The organism is Cyanobium sp. T1B-Tous (assembly GCF_024345475.1).
Taxonomy (GTDB): Bacteria; Cyanobacteriota; Cyanobacteriia; order PCC-6307; family Cyanobiaceae; genus Cyanobium_A.
Map to the genome: position 1 here is coordinate 41,110 of NZ_JAGQBE010000002.1, position 23,898 is coordinate 65,007.

Below are 23,898 nucleotides of genomic sequence, written 5' to 3' on the forward strand. Positions count from 1 at the left end.
CGGTGCTGGCGGCGGCTGCTGTGGGGCAGAACACCTGCCGCACCAGGTTAGGCGGCAGGCCAACTCCACCAGGGCCGGGTGTGGGGTCTGTGACGGCTTGTCACAGCGGGCTGGGGCCAACGGGTTGTGGCTGAATGGAGGCCAGCCGCTTCAAGGGGATGGCCAGGGACGACCAGGCGCAGTGGCGCTGCATCAGTGGCTGCGGGGCCTGTTGCCGCCTCGACCCGGCCCTGCGCCAGGAGGCGATTGACGCCCTCAGCGCCGAGCAACAGGAGCGCTATTTGGCCATGGTGGGGCCCGACGGCTGGTGCATCCACTTCAACACCGGCTCTCGCAGCTGCCGCATCTATGCCGACCGGCCCGATTTTTGCAACGTGGCCAACCTGGTGGCCCTGTTCGGCACGGAGACCGACCCAGGCGCCGGCGACCGCCTGGCCATTGCCTGCTGCACCCAGCAGATCCGCAGTGAATACGGCGGCCGTGGCAGGGTGTTGAGGCGCTTCCTGCGCGCCATCCAAACGCGTTCATGAGCAGCGAACCCGAATCCAGCGCCAGTCCCCCCGAGGCTTCCCACGCCGGTAGCTGGGGGGCTGCCTTTGTCACGACCTTCACCACGGTCTTCCTGGCCGAGCTGGGCGACAAGACCCAGCTGGCCGCCCTGTTGCTGTCGGCCCAGTCGGGGCGACCGGGGGTGGTGTTCGTTGGAGCCTCCCTGGCCCTGATCAGCTCCAGCCTGGTGGGGGTGTTGCTCGGCCGCTGGCTGGCACGGGTGATGCCGCCGCAGCAACTCGAGCGCCTGGCCGGAATCCTGATGGTGGCCCTCGGTCTCTGGCTGGGCCGTCAGGCCGTGGTCGGCCTGGTGCCCGCCCCCACCGACCTGCCCCTCACCTGACCTGTTCAGCACCATGCCGATTGCCCTGCTGGCCTCCACCTTTGCCACCGTGTTTCTGGCGGAACTGGGCGACAAAACCCAGTTGGCCATCGTGACGATCAGTGGCACCTCCACCCGGCCAGGGGCCGTGTTCGCGGGCAGCTCCGTCGCCTTGGTGCTGGCCAGCCTGCTGGGGGCCGCAGCCGGTGGCTCGCTTTCGGCCGTGATCCCCACCAATGCGCTTCAGCTGGCGGCCTCCGTGGGCTTCCTGGTGATCGGTGTGCGCCTGATCCAGCGCTCCAGCACCAGCGAGGTGCCCGACACCGCAGCAGACGAGGGTCCGTCGGCGGATTAGCATCGAAGCTGAAAGGTCCTGGTGGCCGTGGGCATCGCTCCGAGCCCAGTCCGCCATCTTCGGCCTTGCCTCCCAAGCCCCCAGCCCTGCTAGCGGGCTTTCCCACCGCGCCAACCGCCATGCCCCCAGGGGCTGACCACGGTGGCCCACTGCCCACCAGCCTCCCCACCGATGAAGTTCACGGTCGCCGACCTGCTCGACCAGCTTCCCGCCGTTGAAGCTCTTCCCCTGCCGAAGCTGGAGAAGGCCCTTGGCCTCACCCAGAAGGCCGAGAAGCAGCAACTGCAGATCGGCCTCGAGGGCTTGACCAAGCTGGGCCTGCTGGAGGTGAACGAAGCCGGCGTCGCCAGGCGGCAGGATCCGGAGCTGATTCCGGCGCGCCTGCGCTGCTCCAGCAAGGGCTTTTGCTTTGCCCTGCGCGAAGACGGCGGCGAAGACATCTACATCCGGGACCACCAGCTCAACCACGCCTGGAATGGCGACCGGGTGCTCGTGAAGGTGACCCGGGAAGGGGGGCGGCGGCGCTCACCGGAAGGCGGGGTGCAATGCATCCTCGAGCGGCACACCACCTCGTTGCTGGCCCAGGTGGAACAGCAGGAGGAGCGACTCATCGCCACTCCCCTGGACGACCGTCTGCTGACGGCGGTGGAACTGCCCCCAGCCGATGCCAGCCATCTCCAGGCTGAGCAGGCCTCCGTGGTGGAGGTGCTGGTCGACCGGTACCCCGTGGGCCAGTTCGCCCCCCAGGGCCACGTGGCCCGCAGCCTGCCGGTGAACGGCGGCGAAACGGCCGACCGCGACCTGCTGCTCACCAAGCACCGCCTCCACGCCCGTCCCCAGCCCCCCCGGGCCACCCTCAAGGCCCTCGCGGCCAAGGAACGCACCGACCTCACCGCCCAGCCGGTCCTGCTGCTGGAACCCTGGGCAGGCAAGGACGCTCCGGCCCTGCCGGGCCTCGGTCTGGAGGAGCGCGAGGGGGGCTGGACCCTGTGGGTGCACACCCCGGCCATCAGCGAGCGCTATGGCCCTGGCAGCGCCCTCGACACCTGGCTGCGCCAGCAGGCTGACGCCTTCTGCGTGGGGAACGAATGGCTTCCCCTGCTGAGCCCCGCCCTCACCAAAGCCGCAGCCTTCAAGGCGGGGGAGGCCCAGGCCGCCCTTTCGGTCGCCCTGGAACTCAGCCCTGAGGGCCAGCTGGAGCACTACCGCTTCTGCCGCAGCCAGATCAAGCCCGTGGCTGCCGCTGGCCTGGACGCCCTGACCGCCCTGGCAGAACGCAAACCCAAGAGCCGCACCGTGCCCCCGGCCCTGAAGGGCCTCAAGGATCAGCTGACCCTGTTGGACCAGCTGATCACCGTCACCGGGTTGCTGCGGGAGCAGCGCCAGGCCGCCGGTTCCCTGGACCTCAACCTGCCCCTGCCGGCCATCCCCAGCCTTGGCGACCTGGCCGTGCCCGGCCCCGATGCGGCCCTGGAAGGCTGGATGGTCAGCCTGGAGGGCCACCATCCCCTGGCGGTGCTGCGGGAAGCCGTTCTCGTGGCCGAGCGCGCCCTCGGCCAGCACCTGTCCGCCCTGGCGCTGCCGGCGATCTACGCCACCAATGCCACCGCTGACGCGGCCGATCTCAACGACGTGGCCCGCGCCGCCCTGGCCCTCGACATTCCCCTTGAACTCAGTGAGGAGGGCAACGCCAGTGCGGCGGAGCTGGCCACAGCCTTCGCCAGCACCGACCGCAGCCGGGCTCTCCAGCAGCAGCTCAAGGCCATCCTCAAGCCGATTCTGCTCAGTGACGTCCCCGGCACCCATGCGCTGGCCGGCCTGATGGGGGAAGGGGCCGCCCTGGCCCCCTGGTGCTGCCCAACCCTCCATTACGCGGATCTCTGGAACCAGCAGATGCTCGTGGTGTTGCTCACCGAGGGGAAGGATCGTCCGAGCGTGCGCCACAAGACCAGCGTCGACCTGGCCTCCGATGGCTGCCATGGCGCCATCGACTGGCCCTTGCTGGCCCCCAGCCAACTCACCCCCTACCAGGAGGTGCTGGAGCATGGCCTGGTGCAGCGCCTGAATGGACGCCGGCGATTCCTGGCCGAACTCCAGGGCGACCTGCTCGCCATGGTGCAGGCGCGCCAGGCCGAACCCCTGGTGGGCCAGGTGCTGCCCGGGGTGATCAGCGGGGTGCAGAGCTACGGCTTCTTCGTGGAGGTGCCGCCCTCCCAGGTGGAGGGCTTGGTGCACGTCAGCTCCCTCAAGGACGACTGGTACGAATACCGCTCGCGCCAGAACCGGCTGGTGGGGCGCAAGAACCGCCGCACCTACATGCTGGGGGACCAGGTGGAGGTAGAGATCCAGAAGGTGGATGCCCTGCGCCATCAGATCGACCTGGCTGTGATTCTTCCCGAAGGGGAGGAGCCCTCCGAGGCGGACCACTCCCGCGGCGCCGAGCAGCGCGAGGCCGATGAGGAGGCCGATCCCTTCGCACCAATCGCCGTCCTGAGCGAGGTCTGAGCCATGGTTGCCGCGGCCGGACCCGCTCCAGTGGTGCTGGCGGTGTCCGGCGCTTCCGCCCAGCCCCTGGCCCAACGGGCCCTGCAGCTGTTGCTGGAGGCGGACGAAGCGGTGGAGCTCGTGACCTCCCGCGGCGCCATCGGGGTGTGGCAGGCCGAACTGGGTTTGCGGGTGCCGTCTGAGCCCGAAGCCCAGGAAGCGTTCTGGCGGGAGCGCACCGGCATCCAGTCGGGCCAGTTGCGCTGCCACCGCTGGAACGACCAGGCCGCGGGCATCGCCAGCGGCAGCTTCCGCACCAAGGGCATGGTGATCCTGCCCGCCTCGATGGGCACGGTGGGACGGATCGCCTCCGGGGTCGCGTTGGATCTGGTGGAGCGCGCCGCCGACGTGCACCTCAAGGAGGGACGCCCCCTGGTGATCTGCCCCCGGGAAACCCCCTGGAACCTGATCCACCTGCGCAACCTCACCGCCCTGGCGGAGGCCGGTGCCCGCATCGCCCCACCGGTTCCGGCCTGGTACCACCAACCCCAGACCATCGAGGACATGGTGGATTTCCTGGTGATCCGGGTCTTTGACGTGCTGGGCTTTGAGCTCGGCAACCTGCGCCGTTGGCAAGGGCCGCCCCACCAGCCAGGATCCCAGGACACCCGGTCTCTCTAGATCCCCCCTACCCACCAGTCCGTCCGTTGGTCCTGCTGCAACGCCTGCTGCTGCTCCCCCTGCTGGCCCCGCTGTTGGTGGTGCTGCTGGTGGGTGCCCTGAACCCCAGGCCCAGCCTCGCCCTGCGGCTGTTGGTCTGGACCTCTCCTGCCCTGCCGATTGGCGTGTGGATCGCCCTCGCCGCCGGGGGTGGGGCCGGGCTGAGCGCCGCCGGTGCCGCCCTGGCCCTGGGAACGGCACCAGGGGGCCTGCGCCGCCAGGTGCGCCGATCGGCCCGCGATCCCCGCCAGACCTGGAGCGAGGACGGCCCGGAACCCTGGGAGGAGGCCGCCGATCGCACGCCTTCACCGCGGCAGAGCACCCCAGCGGCCCAGGGCCCGTCCGCCGGACCGCCCAGGGCACCGGGCGATCCGGCCCCCACCGTGGCCGTGCCATTCCGGGTGATCCGCAAGGGCCGGCCGCCGGCGAGCCCCCCCGCCCAGGCCCCTGCCGTCCCCGAACCGGTGGTGACCCAGGCGGCCGCCGTGGGCGATGGCTGGGACGGCCCGGCCAACGACGACTGGTGAAACCGGCCCCCTGCTGCAGGTCAGACCTGCGTAAAGTCGTTTCAGATGCCGCAAGGGGCCTGCACAGGTGAGCGAAGCCGCCCAACCCGCCGCGAACGCGGAAGCCAAACCCGCCAAGGCCAAGCCGCCGAGCCCCGAAGATCAACCCTTCGACAGCTACGTGCCCCAGCTGTTGATGCCAGCCCTGGCTAAGGAAATACAGGGCTACGGCGGTCCCGCTCCCGAGCTCTCCTTTGAGCAGGGGCCGATGCCGGTCGTCGGGGCGAACTGCTGGATGGTCAAGGGCACCCTGCCCGGGGAGCGGCGCTTCTGGCTCTGCTTCACCGGAGCCGACATCAATGCCACCAAAACCGTGGCCGTGGCTGAAGCGGGCAGCGAACCCAGCCTGCTCGAATCGTTTTTGATCGACGAGAAAAAGATGAGCCTGGCGCTGCTGGTGTCCCGGCTGGTGCAGCGGCTGAACGGGCAGAAGTGGCTCGGCCCGAACTGAGGGCGAGTCCCTCTACGATGCAGACACTGCCCTAAGCCCCAACGCTCGATGGTGCCTCCCGCCGCAACCGCCACTCCCGCAGCCCCTTCCCCAGCCGCCACGGGCACCCCGGACGCGCCGGCCACCAAGGATCCCGTCAGGGACACGATCCTCACCCCTCGCTTCTACACCACGGATTTCGACGCCATGGCGGCGATGGATCTGCGGCCGAACGAAGTGGAGCTGGAGGCCATCTGCGAAGAGTTCCGCAAGGACTACAACCGTCACCACTTCGTCCGCAACGGTGAATTTGAGGGAGCGGCCGACAAGCTCGATCCCGAAACCCGCCAGGTTTTCATCGAATTCCTCGAGCAGAGCTGCACTTCCGAATTTTCTGGTTTCCTGCTCTACAAGGAGCTGAGCCGCCGCATCAAGCAGAAGAACCCCCTGCTGGCGGAGTGCTTTGCCCACATGGCCCGCGATGAGGCCCGCCACGCCGGCTTCCTCAACAAGGCCATGGGCGACTTCGGCCTGCAGCTCGACCTGGGCTTCCTCACAGCCAGCAAGGCCTACACCTTCTTCAAGCCGAAATTCATCTTCTATGCCACCTACCTGAGCGAGAAGATTGGCTACTGGCGTTACATCGCCATTTACCGCCACCTCGAGAAGCATCCCGAGAGCAAGATCTTCCCGATCTTCAATTTCTTCGAAAACTGGTGCCAGGACGAAAACCGCCATGGCGACTTCTTTGACGCCCTGATGAAGGCCCAGCCCGACACGGTGCGTGGCCTGAGCGCCCGCCTCTGGTGTCGGTTCTTCCTGCTGGCCGTGTTCGCCACGATGTACGTGCGCGACGTGGCCCGCAAGGAGTTCTACGAAGCCCTCGGCCTCGATGCCCGCGAATACGACAAGGTCGTGATCGCCAAGACCAACGAAACCTCCGCCCGGGTGTTTCCGGTGGTGCTGAACGTGGAGCATCCGAAGTTCTACGTTCGCCTGGAGCGTCTGGTGAGCAACAACGCCAAGCTCAGTGAGGCCGACGCCAGTTCAGCCCCCGCTCCCGTGAAGGTGCTGCGCAAACTGCCCTACTGGATCGCCAACGGGGCCGAGATGGCCAAGCTCTACCTGATGGCCCCAATCCGCAGCGAGCAGTTCCAGCCCTCAGTCCGCTGATCCCAGCCGCACCGCTCCCCTTCCTCTCGCTACTTCCCCTTGGTTGCCACCATGCCCGCCGTGGGCGCCATCGCCGATGGCTTCGATCACACCTGGCGACCACGCCTCGACAGCCTGCTGGCAGCGGGGCGGGGCGCCGGGGCCGACCTGGTTGAGATCTTCCTGGAGCGCACCGACCACATCGGGGTGTTGGCTGAACAGGACACGATCACCAGTGTCAGCCCCGCCTTTGGCATGGGGGCTGGCATCCGGGTGTTCCTCGGGGAACGGGACGGGTTTGTCAGCACTAACGACCTCAGCGACCGCGGCCTGCTCCAGGCCCTTGAGCAGGCCCTGGGCATGCTCGGCCTGACCCGCAGCAGCACCCCCGCCACCGGCTTCGAGGGCCTCGGAGCCCTGGCTGACTTCGCCGAGGCCAAGGCCCACTGGCTCAACGGCTGTCCCTCCCTGGCTGAAGCCACGCTCAAGCTGCTCGAGGGCACAGCCCGCCTGGCGAACCACGGGCGGCACCTCCAGGCCCGCCGCGCCAGCTACGCGCGCGACTGGCAGAGCGTGCTGGTGGCTGCCAGCGATGGCACCTTCGCCCAGGACATCCGTCTGCACCAGTCTCTGGGCCTGAATGTGCTCGCCGCCGATGGGGATCACCGCGCCGGCCTGGGCCGCCGCTACGGCACCTCGGGCCGCCCCGATGACCTGCGCCAGTGGGATGCGGACGCCTCCGCCCAGGATGTCTGCGCCAGCGTGGGCACCATGCTCTACGCCGACTACGTCGAGGCCGGCCAGATGCCCTGCGTGCTGGCCAACCGCTTCGGCGGTGTGATCTTCCACGAGGCCTGCGGCCACCTGCTGGAAACCACCCAGGTGGAGCGGGGCACCACCCCCTTCGCCGACAAGGTGGGCGAGCGGATTGCCCATGAAGCCGTCACCGCCATTGATGAGGGCCTCACCGACGGCGCCTTCGGCTCCCTCTCCATGGACGATGAGGGCATGGAACCGCAACGCACGGTGTTGATCGAGAACGGCGTGCTCAAACGCTTCCTCAGTGACCGCGCCGGCCAACGGCGCACGGGCCACGAACGCACAGGCAGCGGCCGGCGCCAGAGCCATGCCTTCGCGGCTGCCAGCCGCATGCGCAACACCTTCATCGCTGCGGGCCCCCACACCCCGGATGCCCTGATCGCCTCGGTGGACAAGGGCCTGTACTGCAAGTCAATGGGCGGCGGCAGCGTCGGGCCCACCGGCCAGTTCAACTTCGCCGTGGAGGAGGGCTACCTGATCGAGAACGGCCAGCTCACCAAGCCGGTGAAGGGGGCCACCCTGATCGGCGAAGCCAAGGAGGTGATGCCCCGCATCTCGATGTGTGCCAACGATCTGGAGCTGGCCGCGGGCTTCTGCGGCTCCGTGAGTGGCAGCATTTTTGTCACCGTCGGCCAGCCCCACATCAAAGTGGATTCGATCACCGTGGGGGGCCGTTGACCATGGCCAGCCTCCCCACCCCAGACGAGCACACCCCTAACCAACACCCCACCAAGCAGACGCCGGCGACGCTCAACCCCGAGGCCCTGGGCGACCGCCTGCAGCAGCTGGCCCGCAGCTCCGGCATCCAGCGCTGGGACCTGGGGGCCTCCTGCAGCACCGACACCTCCGTGCAGGTGGATCGCGGGGAAGCCAAACAGATGAAAGGGGCCCAGCGCAGTGCCATCACGGTGCGGGTGTGGAACGGCGATGGCCTGGTGGGCATCACCAGCACCTCGGATCTCTCCGATGGGGGGCTGGCACGGGCCCTGGCCGGGGCCCGGGATGCCAGCGCCTTCGGCAATGCCGAGGAGACCCCGGCCTTCTCCCCCCTGGCCACCGCGCCCCTGGCCAGCCTCGAGCAACCGCTGCACGAACCCCAGCCGATCCTCACCCTGCTGGACACCCTCAAGCAGGCAGAACGGGACCTGCTAGCTCGCCATGCCGCCATCGGCACCGTGCCTTACAACGGCCTGGCCCAGCGCAGCAGCGAGCGGCTCTACCTCAACAGCGACGGAGCCTGCCGCCACCAGGTGCTCACGACGGCGAGCCTCTATCTCTATGCCCGCGCCGAGGAAACCGGTCGCAAACCCCGCAGTGCCGGAGCCGTGCGGCTGGGTTACGGCACCGCTGACCTCGACATCGCCGGCTGCATCGAGGAAGCGGCCGAGCGCACCATTGCCCACCTGGATTACGCCCCGATCGAAACCGGGCATTACACCTGCGTGTTCAGCCCGGAGGCCTTCCTCGATCTGATCGGCGCCTTCAGCAGCCTGTTCAACGCCCGGGCCGTGCTCGATGGCGTCAGCCTCAGCCAGCGTGATTCGCTGGGATCCAGCCTGGCCGTGCCGTTCCTGAGCATCCGCGACAACGGTCTGCACCCCGGCAACGTGGGGGCATCGGCCTTCGACGGCGAGGGAACCCCCACCGCTCCCCTGGATCTGGTGGCGGGAGGTGTGCTCAGGAATTTTCTGCACTCGGAGGCCACGGCCCGCGCCTTCGGGGTAGCCCCCACCGGCCATGCCGGCCTGGGCGCCAAGGTGTCCGTCGGTGCCGACTGGTTTGAGATCGGGGCCACGCCGGGCAGCGACGGCGGCCAACAGGGGCTGAACCGCTTCAGCCACGCAGGGCCGGTGGTGGTGATCGATTCCCTGTCCGCCCTGCACGCCGGGGTGAAGGCCAGCCAGGGATCCTTCTCCCTGCCCTTCGACGGCTGGCTGGTGCACAACGGCGTCAGCCGCTCGATCGAGGCGGCCACCGTGGCCGGCGACATCCGCGCGGTGCTTCAGGCGATTGTGGGCTTTGAAGGCGACGCCAAGATCACCCCGGATGGGCTCTGCCCCTACGTGTGGGTCGAGGGCCTCTCGATCACCGGCGAGGCCTAACCCCCCAGCCCGGAGGCAGCCCCTGTGAAGATCCTGTTCTGGGGAACGCCGGCCTACGCCGTGCCCAGCCTGGAGGCCCTGGTGGCCGCCAGCCACACCCTGGTGGGCGTGGTGACCCAGCCCGATCGGCGCCGCGGCCGGGGCAAGGAGCTGCAGCCCAGCCCCGTGAAGGCCAGGGCCCTCGAACTGGGGATCCCGGTGTTCACCCCGGAGCGGATCCGGCGCGAGCCTGCCTGCCAGGAGCAGCTCGGTGCCCTGGGTGCCGACGCCTATGTGGTGGTGGCCTTTGGCCAGATTCTTCCCCCGGAGGTGCTGCAGCAGCCCCCCCTGGGCTGCTGGAACGCCCACGGCTCCCTGCTGCCGCGTTGGCGGGGGGCGGGGCCGATCCAGTGGAGCCTGCTGGAGGGCGATGCCGAAACCGGCGTGGGGATCATGGCCATGGAGGCAGGGCTCGACACCGGACCGGTGCTGCTGGAGCGCTCGATTGGCATCGGACTGCTGGAGAACGCCCACCAGCTCGGCCAGCGCCTGGCCAGCCTCAGCGCCGACCTGCTGGTGGAGGCCCTCCCGACGATCGCCGCCGCAGGACCGGGCCCGGAAGCCGAGCGCCTCAGCCGCCTGCAGGTGCGGGCCCAGGGAGAGGTGGGCCTGAACTACGCCCGCATGCTCACCAAAGAGGACGCCGTGATCGACTGGGGCGCCTCTGCTCTGGTGATCCACCGGCGGGTGATGGGGCTGTACCCCGGGGCCCACACCAGCTGGCGGGGCAAACGGTTGAAACTGCTGGCCACCGAACCCCTCGTCGCCCGGCTGGCGGATGGGCTGAGCGCGGAAGCCCGGGCCCTGCTGGGAGGCCCCACCGCTGACGCCCCCCCGGGCAGCGTGCTGGCGATCGTGCCCGGGGTTGGCGTGGTGCTGGCCAGCGGCGGATGCCCCCTGCTGCTGCGCCAAGCCCAGCTGGAGGGCAAGGCAGCGGCCCAGGGGCAGAGCCTGATCCAGCAGCTTGAGGCCCGGCCCGGCGACCGCCTGGGTGACGGGGCGTAACAACCGGCTTACGTTCTGTGTTGTTAGGACTCACTCACTTTTGCGCTCCCCGGACTCTGGCTAGAGAGGAGGGAGAGTTTGCACCGGATCCATGGGGAACGAGCTGTCCTACGTCGGCGAAACCGGAAACGGCTGCCTGATCTACCGGGAAACCTCGGGCCGCTATGTGGTCAGCCACGAGCAACAGCCCCTGCAGCGCCGCCGGGTGGCGACCCTGGCCAGCGCCTATGCCACCTGTCACGGACTGGAAATGGGGCAGGCCCTCGATCGGGCACGCCAGCCGATGGTGGTGAGCGCCTCGCCGGCGAGCTGAGCGCTCAGGCCCCAGCCGGGCTCTCGGGAGGAAGGGAGGCCTTGCGGTGCAGGGCGTGCAGACCTTCGAGCTGGTTGTGGACCGAGACCAGCTGATCACGGATGTGCTGGCTGTTGTCAATGCGCCCCAGGGCCAGGAGCATCGACTCGATCTGTCCCTTGCAGTCGATCAGCACGCGGCACTCCGGAGATCCGGGCTCGTAGGGCATGGCGGTAGCTCCAACCCATCCATTCGAGCCGACAGCCGCCGCCGCCAGTGTGTCGACGGCTGCTGTTTAGAGCAGCCTGAGGAGCAGACCTCGCTCGAACCCTGGCTCAGCGGCCGGAGCCGCCGGGGCGGCGGGGGCGGCGCCCCTCGACTCCCCCACGCCGGGCACCCCCACCGTTGCCCCCACCGCTACGGCCCCCGCGGCCGCGGCCGCCACTGAGATCCAGGGGCGGAGCCGAGAGCACCTTGGGCTCGAAGCCCGGCACCTCCTGACGGGGCAGACGGGTGCCGATCATCCGCTCAATGGCCCGCAGCAGTTCACTCTCTTCAGCTGCTACCAGGGAAATGGCGTGGCCGTTGTGGCCAGCGCGGCCGGTGCGGCCGATCCGGTGCACGTAATCCTCCGCCTGGTTGGGCAGGTCGAGGTTGATCACGTGGGGCAGCTGGTGAATGTCGATGCCCCGGGCAGCCAGATCCGTGGCCACCAGCACCCGCAGGGAGCCGGCCTTGAAATCGGCCAGCGCCCGGGTGCGCGCACCCTGGCTCTTGTTGCCGTGGATGGCTGCCGCCGACATGCCCTCGCGGGTGAGGCGCTCGGCCATGCGGTTGGCGCCGTGCTTGGTGCGGGAAAACACCAGCACCTGCTGCCAGTCGTTGCTGCGGATCAGATGGCTGAGCAGATCCCCCTTGCGGTCCATGTCGCAGGGGTGCAGCAGGTGCTCCACCGTGGGCGCCGTGCGGTTTTCCGGTGTGGCCTGGAGCTGCACGGGGTTGTGCAGCAGCCCGGTGGCCAACCGGCGAATGTCCCCGGAGAAGGTGGCCGAGAACAGCAGGTTCTGGCGCTTGGGCGGCAGCAGGGCGAGGATTTTCTGGATGTCCCGGATGAAGCCCATGTCGAGCATCCGATCCGCCTCATCCAGCACCAGGATCTCGACCCGATCCAGCCGCAGGGCCTTCTGCTGGTAGAGATCCATCAGGCGGCCCGGGGTGGCCACCAGCACGTCGGTGCCCCTTTGCAGGCGGCTGATCTGGGGGTTGACCTTCACCCCACCGAACACCACGTCGCTGCGCAGGTCGAGATAGCGGCCGTAGGCCCGCACGCTCTCACCCACCTGGGCCGCCAGCTCCCGGGTGGGGGTGAGCACCAAGGCCCGCACCACACCCGCGCGGGCATGGGGGCCATGGCGCAGCTTCTCCAGCATCGGCAGGGTGAAGCCCGCCGTTTTGCCGGTGCCCGTCTGGGCAGCCGCCATCACGTCATGGCCGGCCAACACGGCCGGGATGCACTGGCCCTGGATCGGCGAAGGCTTGGTGTAACCCTTCTCGGCCACCGCCTTCAGGATCGGCTCACCGAGTCCGAGCGAGGAGAAGTCGACCACAGCAACGCTGGGCACCGGATCGGCGGCCACCGCCTGGGGACTGGCAACGGCCGATGCGGTGCCGGATCGGGGAGCGGACTGACGGATCGCTGGCGCTGCGAGATCCTCCACCCTAGGGGGCCCCGCGCGATCCACCGTCAGGGTCCGTAGAGCTGCCAGGCCCGCTCACAGCAGAGCCGCAGATCCCGATCCGACAGCGCCAGGGCCTCGGGCCAGGAGGTCTGCAACCAGGGCCGCAGCCGGGCTGGATCCAAGGCGCCGGTGTGGGGATCGCGCCAGTCGCGGAAAAAGCTGTCCTGGGCCGCCAGCACCCGAAACTTGAAAAACTCCAGCAAGCGAGCCCGGAGCCTGGCGCCATCGACGGTCCAGAGGCGATCGGGATCCACCCCAAGGGAGATCCAGGCGCCGGGCTCCAGGTCGGGCAGAACAGGGGCCAGCACCTCCACCACCGGGGCCGGCTGGTCGTGGTGCAGCTTGGTGTCCGGATCCGGCTGATAGATCCATCCCGCCAGGGGGGCGGAGTCCCCCTGGCGCACCAGCACCCGCCAGAAGCGGAAGGTCTCCGGCGGATGGCGGTCGGTCCACTCCAGCCGTTCAAAGCAGTGGTCGGGGCGCTCGCTGCGCAACTCCAGGGGGGCCAGTGAGAGATTGAGGGTGCCGGCGAAGCAGTCCGACAGATCGAGACCCCTTTGGGCAAACCAGGGGCTCTGCAGGCTGATGGTGCCGGCCGGGTAGGGGGAGCTGGGATCACGGCCAGAGGCCACGCCGTGGCCCTGCACCCGCTGCCCCTGAATCCAGCGGATCGGCGCCTCAGCCATGGGGCTGGGATCCGGCGGCCGCAAAGTGGCTGCAGCGGTCGCAGGGACCATCCGGCAGCACCGCGCAGCGCAGCAGTGGACTGCGGGCGTTGAAGCGGCAGCTGGGATCGCCGATCACCCACTGGTTCTGCCACCAGCGGGCATCGGCCGGTTGGCGCTGGGCCTTCACCTGCAACGCCACGCTGGCGAGTTCATAGCGGCCGTTGCGCAGCTGGTAGCGGTGACGGCGCTGCAACACCAGATAGCTGCCGCCACCAGCCTCAAGCCAACGGCCGGGATGGGGCACCTCGCCGGACTCGTCCAGCTCGAGCACCTCCAGCAGGCGGTCACTGCCGATCTGGCGCAACTCGACCCTCACGGCTCGGCGGGTGGCTCCAGCTGGGGCGATCGCACGGAGAAGCCCCAGACGAACAGGGCCGCCACCAGCACCAGCAGCAGCCATTCCGGGGGCACCACCTGGGGCAGGCCGAGCCGGAGCAGCAGGCGGATGCCCACCAGCCCCACCGCCAGATAGCCAGCGGTCTCGAGGTGCTGATACACCTCCAGCCAACGGATGAACAGTTCAGCGGTGAGCCGAAGGGCAATCACCCCGATCACCCCGCCGGCCATCACCAGCAACAGGCGATCACTCACCGCCACCGCCGCCGCGACGCTGTCGAGGGAAAAGGCCAGGTCGGTGAGGGCCAGGGTGACCACGATCGAGCCCAGGCCGGCATGGTGGAGGGAACCGTGCTCGCCCGATCCGGCGCCAGCCGCTCCAGCCGCGGCGGCCGGGTCCGCGTCGCCGCCGGACCACACCAGCACCAAATGGCGGCCGCAGAGCCAGAGCAGATAGCCCGCCGCCGCCAGCTGCAAGGGCCAGAAGTTCAGCACCCACTGGGCCGCCACGATCAGCCCGAGCCGAAACACCAGGGCCAGGGCCAATCCGAGGTTGAGGGCCTGACGCTGGCGGGCCGGATCCTCCAGGCCGCGGGCAATGGCGGCCAGGGCAATGGCGTTGTCGGCGGAGAGCACGGCCTCCAGGGCCACCAGCAGGGGCAGCAGCAGCAGCACCTCCCGCCACTGGTCGGCCTGCTGGAGCAGCGGTGTGAGGGACTGAATCGACTCCGCTTCCACGGGCTGCAGCGGGTCAGGATGGAACCCAGTCTAGAAAGTCAGCTTCAACAGGCCGGGACCTTGGGGAACAGCACGTGGGCGTGACAGGGGAAAGCTCCAACCGAAGCTCGGAACTCGAGCTGGAGGTTGAGCTCGTGCATGCCGAGGGCGGCAGCCGGGTGGTGCTGGTGCGGGCCCGTCGCGGCGGGCGGGTTCTGGAAGCCGCCCTGGGGGAGGGCGCCACCGCCGAGGAGGCGGAAGACCGGGCCCGTCAGCGGCTGCTGAGCCGCCTGCCAGATCCGCCGCTCAAGGAAGCCCAAGCAGCCGGGAGCCCCGAGCCAGCCATCACCACTGCACCAAGTCCCAGTCCACCGACCATCGCGCCACCGACCAACGCTCCGCAGACCAACGCTCCGCAGACCATCGCTCCACCGATCTCCAGGCCCACTCCGGGCAGCGTCGCCCCGCCCAGCCCCCAACTGCCGAGCCTCCCCCCAGACGCGGCGGAGCCCCCCGCCGATCCCGAAGACTGGAGCAGCGAACTGGCCCGGCTCGACCTGCAGCTGCAGCGACTGGGCTGGGACCGGGCCCAGGAGGGCACGTACCTGGAACGGGTGTTCGGGCACCCCAGCCGCAACCGGCTCACCAGCTACGGCGATCTGCTGGCCTACCTGCAGGCGCTGGAGGGGCTGGCGGCGGGCCAGGATCCCGCCACTGCGCCGGCCCCCCTGCGGCGCCGGGAACTGCTGCGTCAATGCGACCAGCTGCTGGAGCAACTGCAGTGGGATCCCGGCCAGGGGCGCAGCTTCCTCGAGCAGCACTTCAGCCTCGCCAGCCGCCAGCAACTCAGCGATGCCCAGCTGCTCGAATTCAACATGCTGCTGGAGAGCGAGTGGCTGACCAGGGCCGAAGCGGGGAGCGGCTCAGAGGGAGCTCGCCTCCACTGACGCAGGGATCGGCGCGGGACGACCGAAGAGAAATCCCTGGGCCTTGCAACAGCCCATCGCCAGTAGGGCCTGGGCCTGGGCTTCCTGCTCCACGCCTTCGGCAATCACGTCCAGGCCCAGATCCCGGGAGAGGCGGATCATCGAAGCCACCACCAGGGCGCGGCGGGGATCGCTGAGCAGTCCCATGACGAAACTGCGATCGATCTTGATGGCATCAATCGGCAACTGGGCCAACCAGGACATGCTCGAGTAGCCCGTGCCGAAATCATCGAGATACACGCGGCAGCCCACCGCCCTCAGGGACTGCAATTCCCGCATCGCTTCCTGGGGGCGATCAATCAGCACCGATTCCGTGACCTCGATCGCCAGGGCTGAGAGATCAATCCCGGCCCGCTCAGCCAGGGCGATCACCCGAGCTGCAAGGCCGGCCCGGCAGATCTGCAGGGGGCTGACATTGATGGAGATCACCTGATCGGTGGTCGGATGCCCCAACAAGCGCAGCACCTCGAGGCAGCGCCGCAACACCAGATCCCCCAGGGGATCAATCAGACCGACGCTTTCAGCGACGGGGATGAAATCGATGGGTGAAATCCAACCCCCTTCAAAATCCCGAACCCGGGCCAGGGCTTCGTAACCCACGGATTCTCGGGTTTCCAGGTTGACAATGGGCTGAAAATCCACCCGCAACAGGTCACTGTCAATCGCATCCTGCAACTGGCGTTTGATCAGGATTCCCCGCTTCACCTGTTCATCGATGACGTGGTCAAAGATGGTGATCGAGCGCTCGGGATTGCCCTTCGCCGCATACATGGCCAGGTCAGCGCGGCGCAGCAGCTCGTCGACCGTGACTTCGGCATCATCCGTGGACGCAATCCCGATGCTCATGCTCGGCGTGATCAGATAGTCCTGAATCCGCCAGGGAGCCGAAAGAGCCGTCTGCAGACGTTCCGCCACCTGCACGGCCGCCATCGGCGTCGGGATGTCGGGACTCAGCACGACAAACTCATCGCCGCCAAGACGGGCCAGCACATCCTCTGGCCGCAGGGTGGCCTGGAGGCGCTTGCCCACCTCAATCAACAATTCATCGCCCACCTGGTGGCCATAGAGGTCATTGACCTCCTTGAACCGGTTCAGATCACAGAACAGCAGGGTGACGCTGCCGGGCTTGCGCCGCAGCTGGCGCAGGGCCGCCGCCATCCGGGCCCGCAGGCCCCGGCGGTTCGGCAATCCCGTCACCGGGCACTTCATCACCTTGGCGGCCAGGGCCAGCTGCTTCGACTGCAGATCGAGATACATCTGGTTGCTTTTCAACCATTTCTCCTCGATCTGCTGACTCTTCTGCTGCAGCTCATCAAAGGAGATCCGGGCGCTCACATCCCGGAACGAAAACATCAGGGGATTGGGCACCTCGGTAACCACGGGACGCCATTCGATCTCCAGGGCATGCACCGGATCCTCACTGAGAATGGCCGTCACAAAACCTGTTTTCAGCAGCCCTCCTCGGGTCTGCTCAATGGTGAGAATCGGCTCCTGAACAATGTTGAGCGGAAGCAGCCGATGGAGATCTACACCCAGGATTTCCAGGCGTGTCTTCCCCACCAGCGCATCGAAGGCGGCATTGGACCACAACACCTGACCGATGGCATCAACCAGAACCAGTGCCTCACTGATCTGACCCAGGGCCGAATCCAGTCGGCCGAGGGTGCGGCGCAGCTCCTGGATCAGCGTGTCATCAGGCATCGGTTTCGACACAGCCCGGCAGGGGCGTGAGGGTGGCGCCAAACACCCAGCCGGCCTCCCGCTTCTCGCCCAGGATGAAATGCTCCGACACCACTTCAGTGCCGTCGGCACAGACGGTCTTGAGCCGCAGGGGATGGGCCAAAATCGTGGATTGCTCCGTGGCCTGGAACCGCGAAAATCCCAACTGGTGGGACATCTGAAACGCCCCGGGAAGAATCAAGCTCAGCGACTGACCGCGCAGTTGATCCTCCGTCCAGCCGTAGGTGGCTTGAAAGGCCGCGTTGATCGACACAACCTCACCAAGGGCATTGGCCAACACGAAGGGGCGATCGCCGTTCTGCAGGGCCTCGATCGTGGGCTTCTCCTGGCTGGCAGGCTCGGCGCCGAGAACCGCCTCAGCATCTGCGTTCTCAGGAGCGACGTTCTCAGGAGCAGGGTCGGAAGGCAGATAGGGGGTCTGAGGCTGAACAGGATCCACCCAGGTCACCAGGATTTGGTTCAATCCTAATCACGCGTTTCGAACAGATCTGCGCCGCGATTCAGCAATGGCGGCGCACGAGCTGGGCCCCCAGCCCGAGACGCTCCTGATTGGCATAGGCCTCCCGCTCCAACTGCCGAACGCGCTCGGATGCCGTGCGGTAGATCGGTTCCTCCAGCACGCCGGCGAGGTGGCCCGGCACCTGGGTGGGGAGTCCCAGGGGCCGGGGATTGGATCGCAGCCCCCGGTTGCGGCAGCTCTGGGCCACATGGATGGCCTCATGGTTCAGCACCCGAGCGAACTCCAGGCTCCCCTTGCCCACCACCCTCGGCTGGATGCGCAGGGTGCGGGCTGACGGATCCCACTCCCCCGCGGCCCCGCTCTTCCGCGGCTGGGTCAGTTCCAGGCGCACCCCAGCTGCAGCAAGCACCGTCAGCAATTCCCCGATCGCCAGGCGCTCCGCCCCGAAGCTGGGAGGGTTGGCGATCAGCGCCCGCAGCTCGGCCACCGACAGCTTGGGCTCCCCGGCACGGCGGCGGTAGTGGTAGCGGGTGGCGCCATTGGGCAGGGTCTCCGCCCGGGGCAACCACTGCCGGTCGGCGATCGCCAAGTGCTGCAGCAGGGTCGCCTCGGCCGCTGGCGACAGACCTGCCGCTGGCGAGAGCCCGGCCGCTGGGGGCGCGGAACGGGCCAGCACTGAAGAGGCCCCCCCAGGCGGCCTCAGCGGCCAGGCGGCCAATCCGGCCCCCAGCAGCAGCAGGCCCGCCGCCACCAGCACCAGGCGCTGTTGAGACGGGCGGCGGGTTCGGGCCAGAAGCTGCAGGCAACCACCACCAGTCTGGGGCCGGTTGCGAAGATCGGAGCCAGCTGCCCTCCGCACCGCCCATGCCCCTCTCCGCCCTGGTGCGCCAACTGCAGCAGGTGCCGCTGACGGCGGAGGTGCGGGCGCGCCTGGAGCGCCCCGAACGGCTCCGCCTTTCCGGAGCGGGACGGGCCGCGCGGGCCCTGGTGAGCAGCGCCCTGGCGGGCAGCAGCCAGGCGCCACTGCTGGTGCTCGTGCCGACCCTGGAGGAGGCCGGGCGCTGGGCGGCCCTGTTGGAGCTAATGGGCTGGAACAGCTGTCAGCTGTACCCCACCAGCGAAGGCAGCCCCTACGAGCCCTTTGATCCCACCAGTGAGATCACCTGGGGGCAACTGCAGGTGCTGGGCGAGCTGCTGGATCTGCCAGCCCAAACCGGCCCCCGCCGGCTGGCGATCGTGGCCACCGAGCGGGCCCTGCAGCCCCACCTGCCGCCGCCCGCCGCCCTTCAGGCCCAGTGCCTGAGCCTGCGCAAGGGCGAGTGCGTCGATCTTGAAGAGCTGGGAACCACCCTCACCCGGCTCGGCTACGAGCGGGTGCCCACGATCGAACAGGAGGGCAGCTGGAGCCGCCGCGGCGACATCGTCGACGTGTTTCCGGTGAGTGCTGAGCTGCCCGTGCGGCTTGAGTTTTTTGGTGAGGAGCTGGAGAAGTTGCGGGAGTTCGATCCCGCCTCCCAGCGCTCCCTCGACGCCATCGAGGTGGTGCGCCTCACCCCCAGCGGCTACGGCCCCCTGGTGGCCGATGCCCTGCGCGACTCGATGCCCGATGGACTGGAGCAGCTGCTGAGCCCAGAAGCCCTCGAGCTGCTGCTCGAAGGGGGCACCCCGGAGGGCATGCGACGGCTGATGGGCCTGGCCTGGCAGCACCCCGCCTCACTGTTGGATTACCTGCCCCCCAACACCCTGATCGCCATCGATGGGCGGCGCCACTGCCTTTCCCACGGCCAGCAGTGGTTTGACCATGCCGGCGACCACTACGCCGACGTGGTGCAGGACCTGGGCCTGGATGCCAGCACCGCCCCTGAGCTGCTGCCCCCCCGGCTGCACCGCCCCCCGGCTGAGGCGCTGGAGCAGGCAACGGCCTTCACCGGCTTCGACCTGGAGGAACTGCACGAAACCGACAACCACCCCAACAGCTTCGATCTGGCCTCCCGCTCCGTGCCGGCCTACCCCAACGCCTTCGGCAAGTTGGCGGGCCTGGTAAAGGGCTTTGTGGCCGAAAAGGCCACGGTGTGGCTCCTCTCGGCCCAGCCCTCGCGGGCGGTGGCCCTGCTGGAGGAGCACGACTGCATCACCCGCTTCGTGCCCAACCCCAACGACATCCCGGCCATCGACCGGCTGGTGGAGCAGGCCACGCCGGTGGCCTTGAAAACCAAGGGCACCGCCGAGCTCGAAGGGCTGCAGTTGCCGGCCTGGAAGCTGGTGCTGATCACCGACCGGGAATTCTTCGGCCAGCACGCCCTGGCCGCCACGGGCTACGTGCGCCGTCGCCGCAAGGCCGCCAGCCGCACGGTGGATCCGGGCAAGATGCAGCCGGGCGACTTCGTGGTGCACCGCAACCACGGCATCGGCAAGTTCCTCAAGCTCGAGAAGCTGGCCATCAGCGGCGAGTCCCGCGACTACCTGGTGGTGCAGTACGCCGACGGCCTGCTGCGGGTGGCCGCCGACCAGCTGGGCAGCCTGGGCCGCTACCGCGCCAGCACCGACACCCCGCCCGACCTCAACCGCATGGGTGGCACCGCCTGGGCGAAGGCCAAGGAGCGGGCCAAGAAGGCCGTGCGCAAGGTGGCGGTGGACCTGGTGAAGCTCTACGCCGAGCGCCACCAGGCACCGGGCTTCGCCTTCCCCGCCGATGGACCCTGGCAGAACGAACTCGAAGACTCCTTCCCCTACGAACCCACCCCCGACCAGGTGAAGGCGATCAGCGATGTGAAGCGCGATATGGAGCAGCCCCAACCCATGGACCGGCTGGTGTGCGGCGATGTGGGCTTCGGCAAAACCGAAGTGGCCATCCGCGCCATCTTCAAGGCCGTGACCGCCGGCAAACAGGTGGCGATGCTGGCCCCCACCACCGTGCTGGCCCAGCAGCACTGGCGCTCGCTCACCGAACGCTTCGCCCCCTATCCCCTCAAGGTGAGCCTGCTCAACCGCTTCCGCACCGCCGGCGAGCGCAAGGTGATCCAGGAAGGCCTGGCCGCCGGCACCGTGGATGTGGTGGTGGGCACCCACCAACTGCTGGGCAAGAGCACCACCTTCAAGCAACTGGGGCTGCTGGTGGTGGATGAGGAACAGCGCTTCGGCGTGAACCAGAAGGAAAAGATCAAGGCCCTGCGCAAGGACGTGGACGTGCTGACGCTGAGCGCCACGCCGATTCCCCGCACCCTTTACATGAGCCTCTCGGGCGTGCGGGAGATGAGCCTGATCACCACGCCACCGCCCCTGCGCCGGCCGATCAAAACCCACCTCGCCGCCCTTGATGAGGAGGCGGTGCGCAGCTCCATCCGCCAGGAACTCGACCGCGGCGGCCAGATCTTCTATGTGGTGCCCCGGGTGGAGGGCATCGAGGATGTGGCCGCCCAGCTGCGGGCCATGATCCCGGGCCTGCGGCTGCTGGTGGCCCACGGCCAGATGGCCGAGGGCGAGCTCGAAAGCGCCATGGTGGCCTTCAACGCCGGCGAGGCCGACCTGATGCTCTGCACCACGATCGTGGAGAGCGGCCTCGACATCCCGCGGGTGAACACGATCCTGATCGAGGACGCCCACAAGTTTGGTCTGGCCCAGCTCTATCAACTGCGGGGCCGGGTGGGCCGCAGCGGCATCCAGGCCCACGCCTGGCTCTTCTATCCCGGCGATGCCTCCCTGAGCGAGGCGGCGCGCCAGCGGCTGCGGGCCATCCAGGAATTCGCCCAGCTCGGCTCCGGCTACCAGCTGGCCATGCGCGACATGGAGATCCGCGGCGTGGGCAACCTGCTGGGGGTGGAGCAGAGCGGCCAGATGGAAACCATCGGCTTCGACCTCTACATGGAGATGCTGCAGGAATCCCTCGCCGAGATCCAGGGGCAAGACATCCCAGCCGTGGACGACACCCAGATCGACCTGCCGATCACCGCCTTCATCCCCGGCGACTGGATCACCGAGAACGACGAGAAGATGGCCGCCTACCGCGCCGCAGCCGACTGCAGCAGCAAGGAGACCTTGGTGGAGCTGGCGGCCGGCTGGGTGGATCGCTACGGCGCCATCCCCGCACCGGTGCAATCGCTGCTGCAGTTGATGGAGTTGAAGTTGGTGGCCAAGCGCTGCGGCTTCTCGCGCATCAAGCCGGAACCGCCCAACATCGCCCTGGACACCCCGATGGAGGAGCCGGCCTTCCGGCTGCTGCGCCAGGGCCTGCCCCAGCACCTGCATGGGCGGCTCGTGTACCAGGCGGGATCGGGGAGCACCGCCAAGGTGCTGGCCCGGGGCCTGGGGGTGCTGCCGGCCGACAAACAGTTGGAGGAACTGATGGGCTGGCTGAACCAGATGGCCGAGCAGCTCCCCGGGGCCGATGGCCTCACCGCGGCCCAGCGGGCCGAACAGCTGAAGGCCACCAACGCGGCGGTGCTGGCGGTGTAAAAGCCCCAACAGAACCCACCGGCCCGCAAAAGTCCGTTACAATCACGAGAACTTGTGTAACGGGACCAGATGGGCGAGGTGATCGAGGCAGGATCGAGCTTCGCCGGTGGCCTGGGTGGGGGCTTCAGCCTCGTGTCTGGTGTGGTGAGCCTGCTGGCCCTTGGCCTCTACGCCATCCTCCAGGGAGACACCGGCAACAACAACGACGACGACGACTCCAGCCCCGGTGGCGGCCTGATGCAGCCGGTGGCCTGAGGAGCGCCCCCTTCAGACCTCACTCTGATCGTGCTGGTAGGCCCGCGGCACCAGCACCAAGAACAGCCACCACCACACCACAACGCCGGCTGCGAGTGGTGCGGTGATCCACCAGCGCTGCAGCAACAGCCAACTCCCGGTGGGCACCATCAGCCCCGTGAGCACGATGCTCCAGGGCTGACACCACCAGGGCTTCAGGGCCCAGATTGATTCCGCTGGTGCAGCCACAGGGACCTCAGGGAGCGGCGACCGCGGGCTTGGCCAGGGCAGCCGGCAGGTTGGCGCTGGCTGGGTTGTAGGCCTTGTCCACCCCATTGGCGGTGCGCAGCCGCTTCACCAGGGTGGACTCCGCCACCCGGTACTGGCTGTCCTTCTTGGTGCCGAGATCTTCGAGCTTGAGACGCTGGGCCTCCAGCTCGGTCATCTTCGCCGCCACGTCCGGGTCGATGCCGTGCTTGTGGATGTCCCGGCCGCTGGGGGTGAGGTACTTGGCGATGGTCACGGTCATGCCGGAGCCATCGGAGAGGCCGCGCACCGACTGCACCAGGCCCTTGCCAAAGGTTTTCTGGCCCACCAACACCGCCCGATGGTTGTCCTGCAGGGCACCGGAGAGGATTTCACTGGCGCTGGCCGAGCCTTCATTCACCAGCACCACCAGGGGTTTGGTGGTGAGGGCGCGGCCATTGGCCCGCTTCACGTCCTGAATGCCATCGCGGGTTTTGGTGGACACGATCGTGCCCTCGTTGAGCCACTGACGGGCAATCTCCACGCTGGCCATCAGCAGGCCGCCGGGGTTGCTGCGCAGGTCGAGCACATAGCCCTGGACGCCCTTCTCCTCCAGGTCCTTCACCGCCAGGCGCATGTCCTTGGTGGCCGTGGCATTGAACTGCTTGAGGCGGATGTAGCCCACCTTCACGCCATCCGCGGTGGTGTTGATCTGATGCTCGACCGCATGGAGCTCAATGCGCTCCCGGGTGAGGGGGAGCTCCAGGATCTGGGCCTTGCGCTTGAGGGTGAGGGTGACCGTGGTGCCGGCCTGGCCGCGGATCAACTTGACCGCATCCTCCGTACTCATCCCCTTGGTGGGTTTGCCGTCGATCGCCACGATCACGTCCTTGGGCTGCACGCCGGCCCGGGAGGCGGGCGAGCCCTCGATCGGTGACACCACCACCAGGTTCTTGGTGTCCTTGTCGAGGCTCAGCTGAATTCCCACCCCGGAGAGTTCTCCCGAGGTGTCGATCTGCATCTCCTTGAATTCCCGTGGATCGAGAAAACGGGTGTAGGGATCATCCAGGCTGCCGAGCATGCCGCGGATGGCCTCGTAGGCCTCCTTGGGATTGCCGTAGCTCTTGGCCAGCACATCGCGCCGCATCTGGCGCCACTGCGTCGGCTTGTACTTGCCGTTGATGTCGAGGTAATCGCGGAAAACGATCTGCCAGGTCTGGTCGATCACTTCCTTGGGGCTGTCGCTGATGCGCGACGTCCCCCCCGGGGGGGTCACCACTTCCCTGGCCACAACTGCCGTGGCCGCACAGGCGCCGATGCCAACCAGCACAAGCAGGCTGGCGCGGGGGCTGGCCATCTTGAAGAGCCGTCAGGGCCCGGGAAACGTGCTCTCAAACTAGCGCCGTTGTCCCACCCCAACCGGGG

Annotated in this window: 25 protein-coding genes; 15 read left to right on the forward strand and 10 right to left on the reverse strand. The window is 68.2% G+C overall.

The window, feature by feature from the left end; genetic code table 11:
• Nucleotides 1-134 precede the first annotated feature (134 nt).
• From KBY71_RS00790 to KBY71_RS00845, 12 genes are all read left to right on the forward strand, one after another.
• Nucleotides 135-530 (forward strand): YkgJ family cysteine cluster protein, encoded by a 396-nt coding sequence (locus tag KBY71_RS00790; protein ID WP_254927096.1) that lies wholly within the window; start codon nucleotides 135-137, stop codon nucleotides 528-530.
• Nucleotides 527-892 (forward strand): TMEM165/GDT1 family protein, encoded by a 366-nt coding sequence (locus tag KBY71_RS00795; protein WP_254927097.1) that lies wholly within the window; start codon nucleotides 527-529, stop codon nucleotides 890-892. Before KBY71_RS00790 ends, KBY71_RS00795 begins: the two co-directional genes overlap by 4 nt.
• A gap of 13 nt (nucleotides 893-905) precedes the next feature.
• Nucleotides 906-1,226, forward strand: coding sequence for a TMEM165/GDT1 family protein (locus KBY71_RS00800; protein ID WP_254927098.1), 321 nt, complete (start codon nucleotides 906-908; stop codon nucleotides 1,224-1,226).
• Nucleotides 1,227-1,397: 171 nt separating this feature from the next.
• A complete protein-coding gene (locus tag KBY71_RS00805; RefSeq protein WP_254927099.1) occupies nucleotides 1,398-3,731 on the forward strand; it encodes an RNB domain-containing ribonuclease in 2,334 nt (777 codons plus the stop codon).
• Between the two features lie 3 nt (nucleotides 3,732-3,734).
• Nucleotides 3,735-4,391 carry a flavin prenyltransferase UbiX gene (locus KBY71_RS00810; protein WP_254927100.1) on the forward strand — a complete coding sequence of 219 codons (657 nt, stop codon included), beginning with the start codon at nucleotides 3,735-3,737 and terminating at the stop codon, nucleotides 4,389-4,391.
• Between the two features lie 26 nt (nucleotides 4,392-4,417).
• Entirely contained in the window at nucleotides 4,418-4,957 is a 540-nt protein-coding gene (locus tag KBY71_RS00815; RefSeq protein WP_254927101.1) for a hypothetical protein, read from the forward strand.
• Nucleotides 4,958-5,024: 67 nt separating this feature from the next.
• Nucleotides 5,025-5,447 (forward strand): DUF2996 domain-containing protein, encoded by a 423-nt coding sequence (locus tag KBY71_RS00820; RefSeq protein ID WP_254927102.1) that lies wholly within the window; start codon nucleotides 5,025-5,027, stop codon nucleotides 5,445-5,447.
• 48 nt (nucleotides 5,448-5,495) lie between these two features.
• Nucleotides 5,496-6,599, forward strand: a complete 1,104-nt coding sequence (acsF, locus tag KBY71_RS00825; RefSeq protein ID WP_254927103.1) for a magnesium-protoporphyrin IX monomethyl ester (oxidative) cyclase — start codon at nucleotides 5,496-5,498, stop codon at nucleotides 6,597-6,599.
• Between the two features lie 51 nt (nucleotides 6,600-6,650).
• Nucleotides 6,651-8,075: a TldD/PmbA family protein gene (locus KBY71_RS00830; RefSeq protein ID WP_254927104.1), complete on the forward strand. Its 1,425-nt coding sequence runs from the start codon at nucleotides 6,651-6,653 to the stop codon at nucleotides 8,073-8,075.
• Nucleotides 8,076-8,077: 2 nt separating this feature from the next.
• Entirely contained in the window at nucleotides 8,078-9,499 is a 1,422-nt protein-coding gene (locus KBY71_RS00835; protein WP_254927105.1) for a TldD/PmbA family protein, read from the forward strand.
• A 24-nt stretch (nucleotides 9,500-9,523) separates the two neighbouring features.
• Nucleotides 9,524-10,543 (forward strand): methionyl-tRNA formyltransferase, encoded by a 1,020-nt coding sequence (fmt, locus tag KBY71_RS00840; RefSeq protein ID WP_254927106.1) that lies wholly within the window; start codon nucleotides 9,524-9,526, stop codon nucleotides 10,541-10,543.
• 91 nt (nucleotides 10,544-10,634) lie between these two features.
• Nucleotides 10,635-10,856 carry a hypothetical protein gene (locus tag KBY71_RS00845; RefSeq protein ID WP_254927107.1) on the forward strand — a complete coding sequence of 74 codons (222 nt, stop codon included), beginning with the start codon at nucleotides 10,635-10,637 and terminating at the stop codon, nucleotides 10,854-10,856.
• A gap of 4 nt (nucleotides 10,857-10,860) precedes the next feature.
• On the opposite strand, the gene KBY71_RS00850 is transcribed toward KBY71_RS00845, so the two are convergent.
• The 5 genes from KBY71_RS00850 to KBY71_RS00870 all read right to left on the reverse strand — a co-directional run bounded on the left by KBY71_RS00850 (nucleotide 10,861) and on the right by KBY71_RS00870 (nucleotide 14,376).
• Complete coding sequence (locus tag KBY71_RS00850; protein WP_190389347.1) at nucleotides 10,861-11,064, reverse strand: hypothetical protein; 204 nt, start codon at nucleotides 11,062-11,064, stop codon at nucleotides 10,861-10,863.
• Nucleotides 11,065-11,170: 106 nt separating this feature from the next.
• A complete protein-coding gene (locus KBY71_RS00855) occupies nucleotides 11,171-12,442 on the reverse strand; it encodes a DEAD/DEAH box helicase (protein WP_254927160.1) in 1,272 nt (423 codons plus the stop codon).
• Nucleotides 12,443-12,579: 137 nt separating this feature from the next.
• Nucleotides 12,580-13,260: a hypothetical protein gene (locus tag KBY71_RS00860; RefSeq protein WP_254927108.1), complete on the reverse strand. Its 681-nt coding sequence runs from the start codon at nucleotides 13,258-13,260 to the stop codon at nucleotides 12,580-12,582.
• Entirely contained in the window at nucleotides 13,253-13,618 is a 366-nt protein-coding gene (locus KBY71_RS00865; protein ID WP_254927109.1) for a DUF6464 family protein, read from the reverse strand. The genes KBY71_RS00860 and KBY71_RS00865 overlap by 8 nt, the downstream gene beginning before the upstream one ends.
• Nucleotides 13,615-14,376 carry a TerC family protein gene (locus tag KBY71_RS00870; RefSeq protein WP_254927110.1) on the reverse strand — a complete coding sequence of 254 codons (762 nt, stop codon included), beginning with the start codon at nucleotides 14,374-14,376 and terminating at the stop codon, nucleotides 13,615-13,617. The genes KBY71_RS00865 and KBY71_RS00870 overlap by 4 nt, the downstream gene beginning before the upstream one ends.
• Before the next feature lie 74 nt (nucleotides 14,377-14,450).
• Here KBY71_RS00870 and KBY71_RS00875 point away from each other — a divergent pair, with 74 nt between their 5' ends.
• The gene (locus tag KBY71_RS00875; RefSeq protein WP_254927111.1) at nucleotides 14,451-15,302 is read left to right on the forward strand and encodes a hypothetical protein; all 852 of its coding nucleotides are present in this window, start codon (nucleotides 14,451-14,453) and stop codon (nucleotides 15,300-15,302) included.
• Here the strand turns inward: KBY71_RS00875 and KBY71_RS00880 are convergent.
• The 3 genes from KBY71_RS00880 to KBY71_RS00890 form a co-directional block, all read right to left on the reverse strand.
• A complete protein-coding gene (locus KBY71_RS00880) occupies nucleotides 15,279-17,042 on the reverse strand; it encodes a bifunctional diguanylate cyclase/phosphodiesterase (RefSeq protein WP_254927112.1) in 1,764 nt (587 codons plus the stop codon). The two genes, KBY71_RS00875 and KBY71_RS00880, sit on opposite strands and share 24 nt — an antisense overlap.
• The gene (locus KBY71_RS00885) at nucleotides 17,035-17,520 is read right to left on the reverse strand and encodes a PAS domain S-box protein (protein WP_254927113.1); all 486 of its coding nucleotides are present in this window, start codon (nucleotides 17,518-17,520) and stop codon (nucleotides 17,035-17,037) included. Before KBY71_RS00885 ends, KBY71_RS00880 begins: the two co-directional genes overlap by 8 nt.
• Before the next feature lie 61 nt (nucleotides 17,521-17,581).
• Nucleotides 17,582-18,292, reverse strand: a complete 711-nt coding sequence (locus tag KBY71_RS00890; RefSeq protein ID WP_254927114.1) for a hypothetical protein — start codon at nucleotides 18,290-18,292, stop codon at nucleotides 17,582-17,584.
• 113 nt (nucleotides 18,293-18,405) lie between these two features.
• Here KBY71_RS00890 and mfd point away from each other — a divergent pair, with 113 nt between their 5' ends.
• Nucleotides 18,406-21,993, forward strand: a complete 3,588-nt coding sequence (gene mfd, locus KBY71_RS00895) for a transcription-repair coupling factor (RefSeq protein WP_254927115.1) — start codon at nucleotides 18,406-18,408, stop codon at nucleotides 21,991-21,993.
• 69 nt (nucleotides 21,994-22,062) lie between these two features.
• On the forward strand, nucleotides 22,063-22,248 hold the full coding sequence (locus KBY71_RS00900; protein WP_254927116.1) for a hypothetical protein: 186 nt from the start codon (nucleotides 22,063-22,065) through the stop codon (nucleotides 22,246-22,248).
• Between the two features lie 12 nt (nucleotides 22,249-22,260).
• Here KBY71_RS00900 and KBY71_RS00905 read toward each other — a convergent pair whose 3' ends face one another.
• Both KBY71_RS00905 and KBY71_RS00910 read right to left on the reverse strand, forming a co-directional pair.
• Entirely contained in the window at nucleotides 22,261-22,476 is a 216-nt protein-coding gene (locus tag KBY71_RS00905) for a DUF6737 family protein (RefSeq protein ID WP_254927117.1), read from the reverse strand.
• Between the two features lie 7 nt (nucleotides 22,477-22,483).
• Nucleotides 22,484-23,830 carry a S41 family peptidase gene (locus KBY71_RS00910; protein WP_254927118.1) on the reverse strand — a complete coding sequence of 449 codons (1,347 nt, stop codon included), beginning with the start codon at nucleotides 23,828-23,830 and terminating at the stop codon, nucleotides 22,484-22,486.
• Nucleotides 23,831-23,898 lie beyond the last annotated feature (68 nt).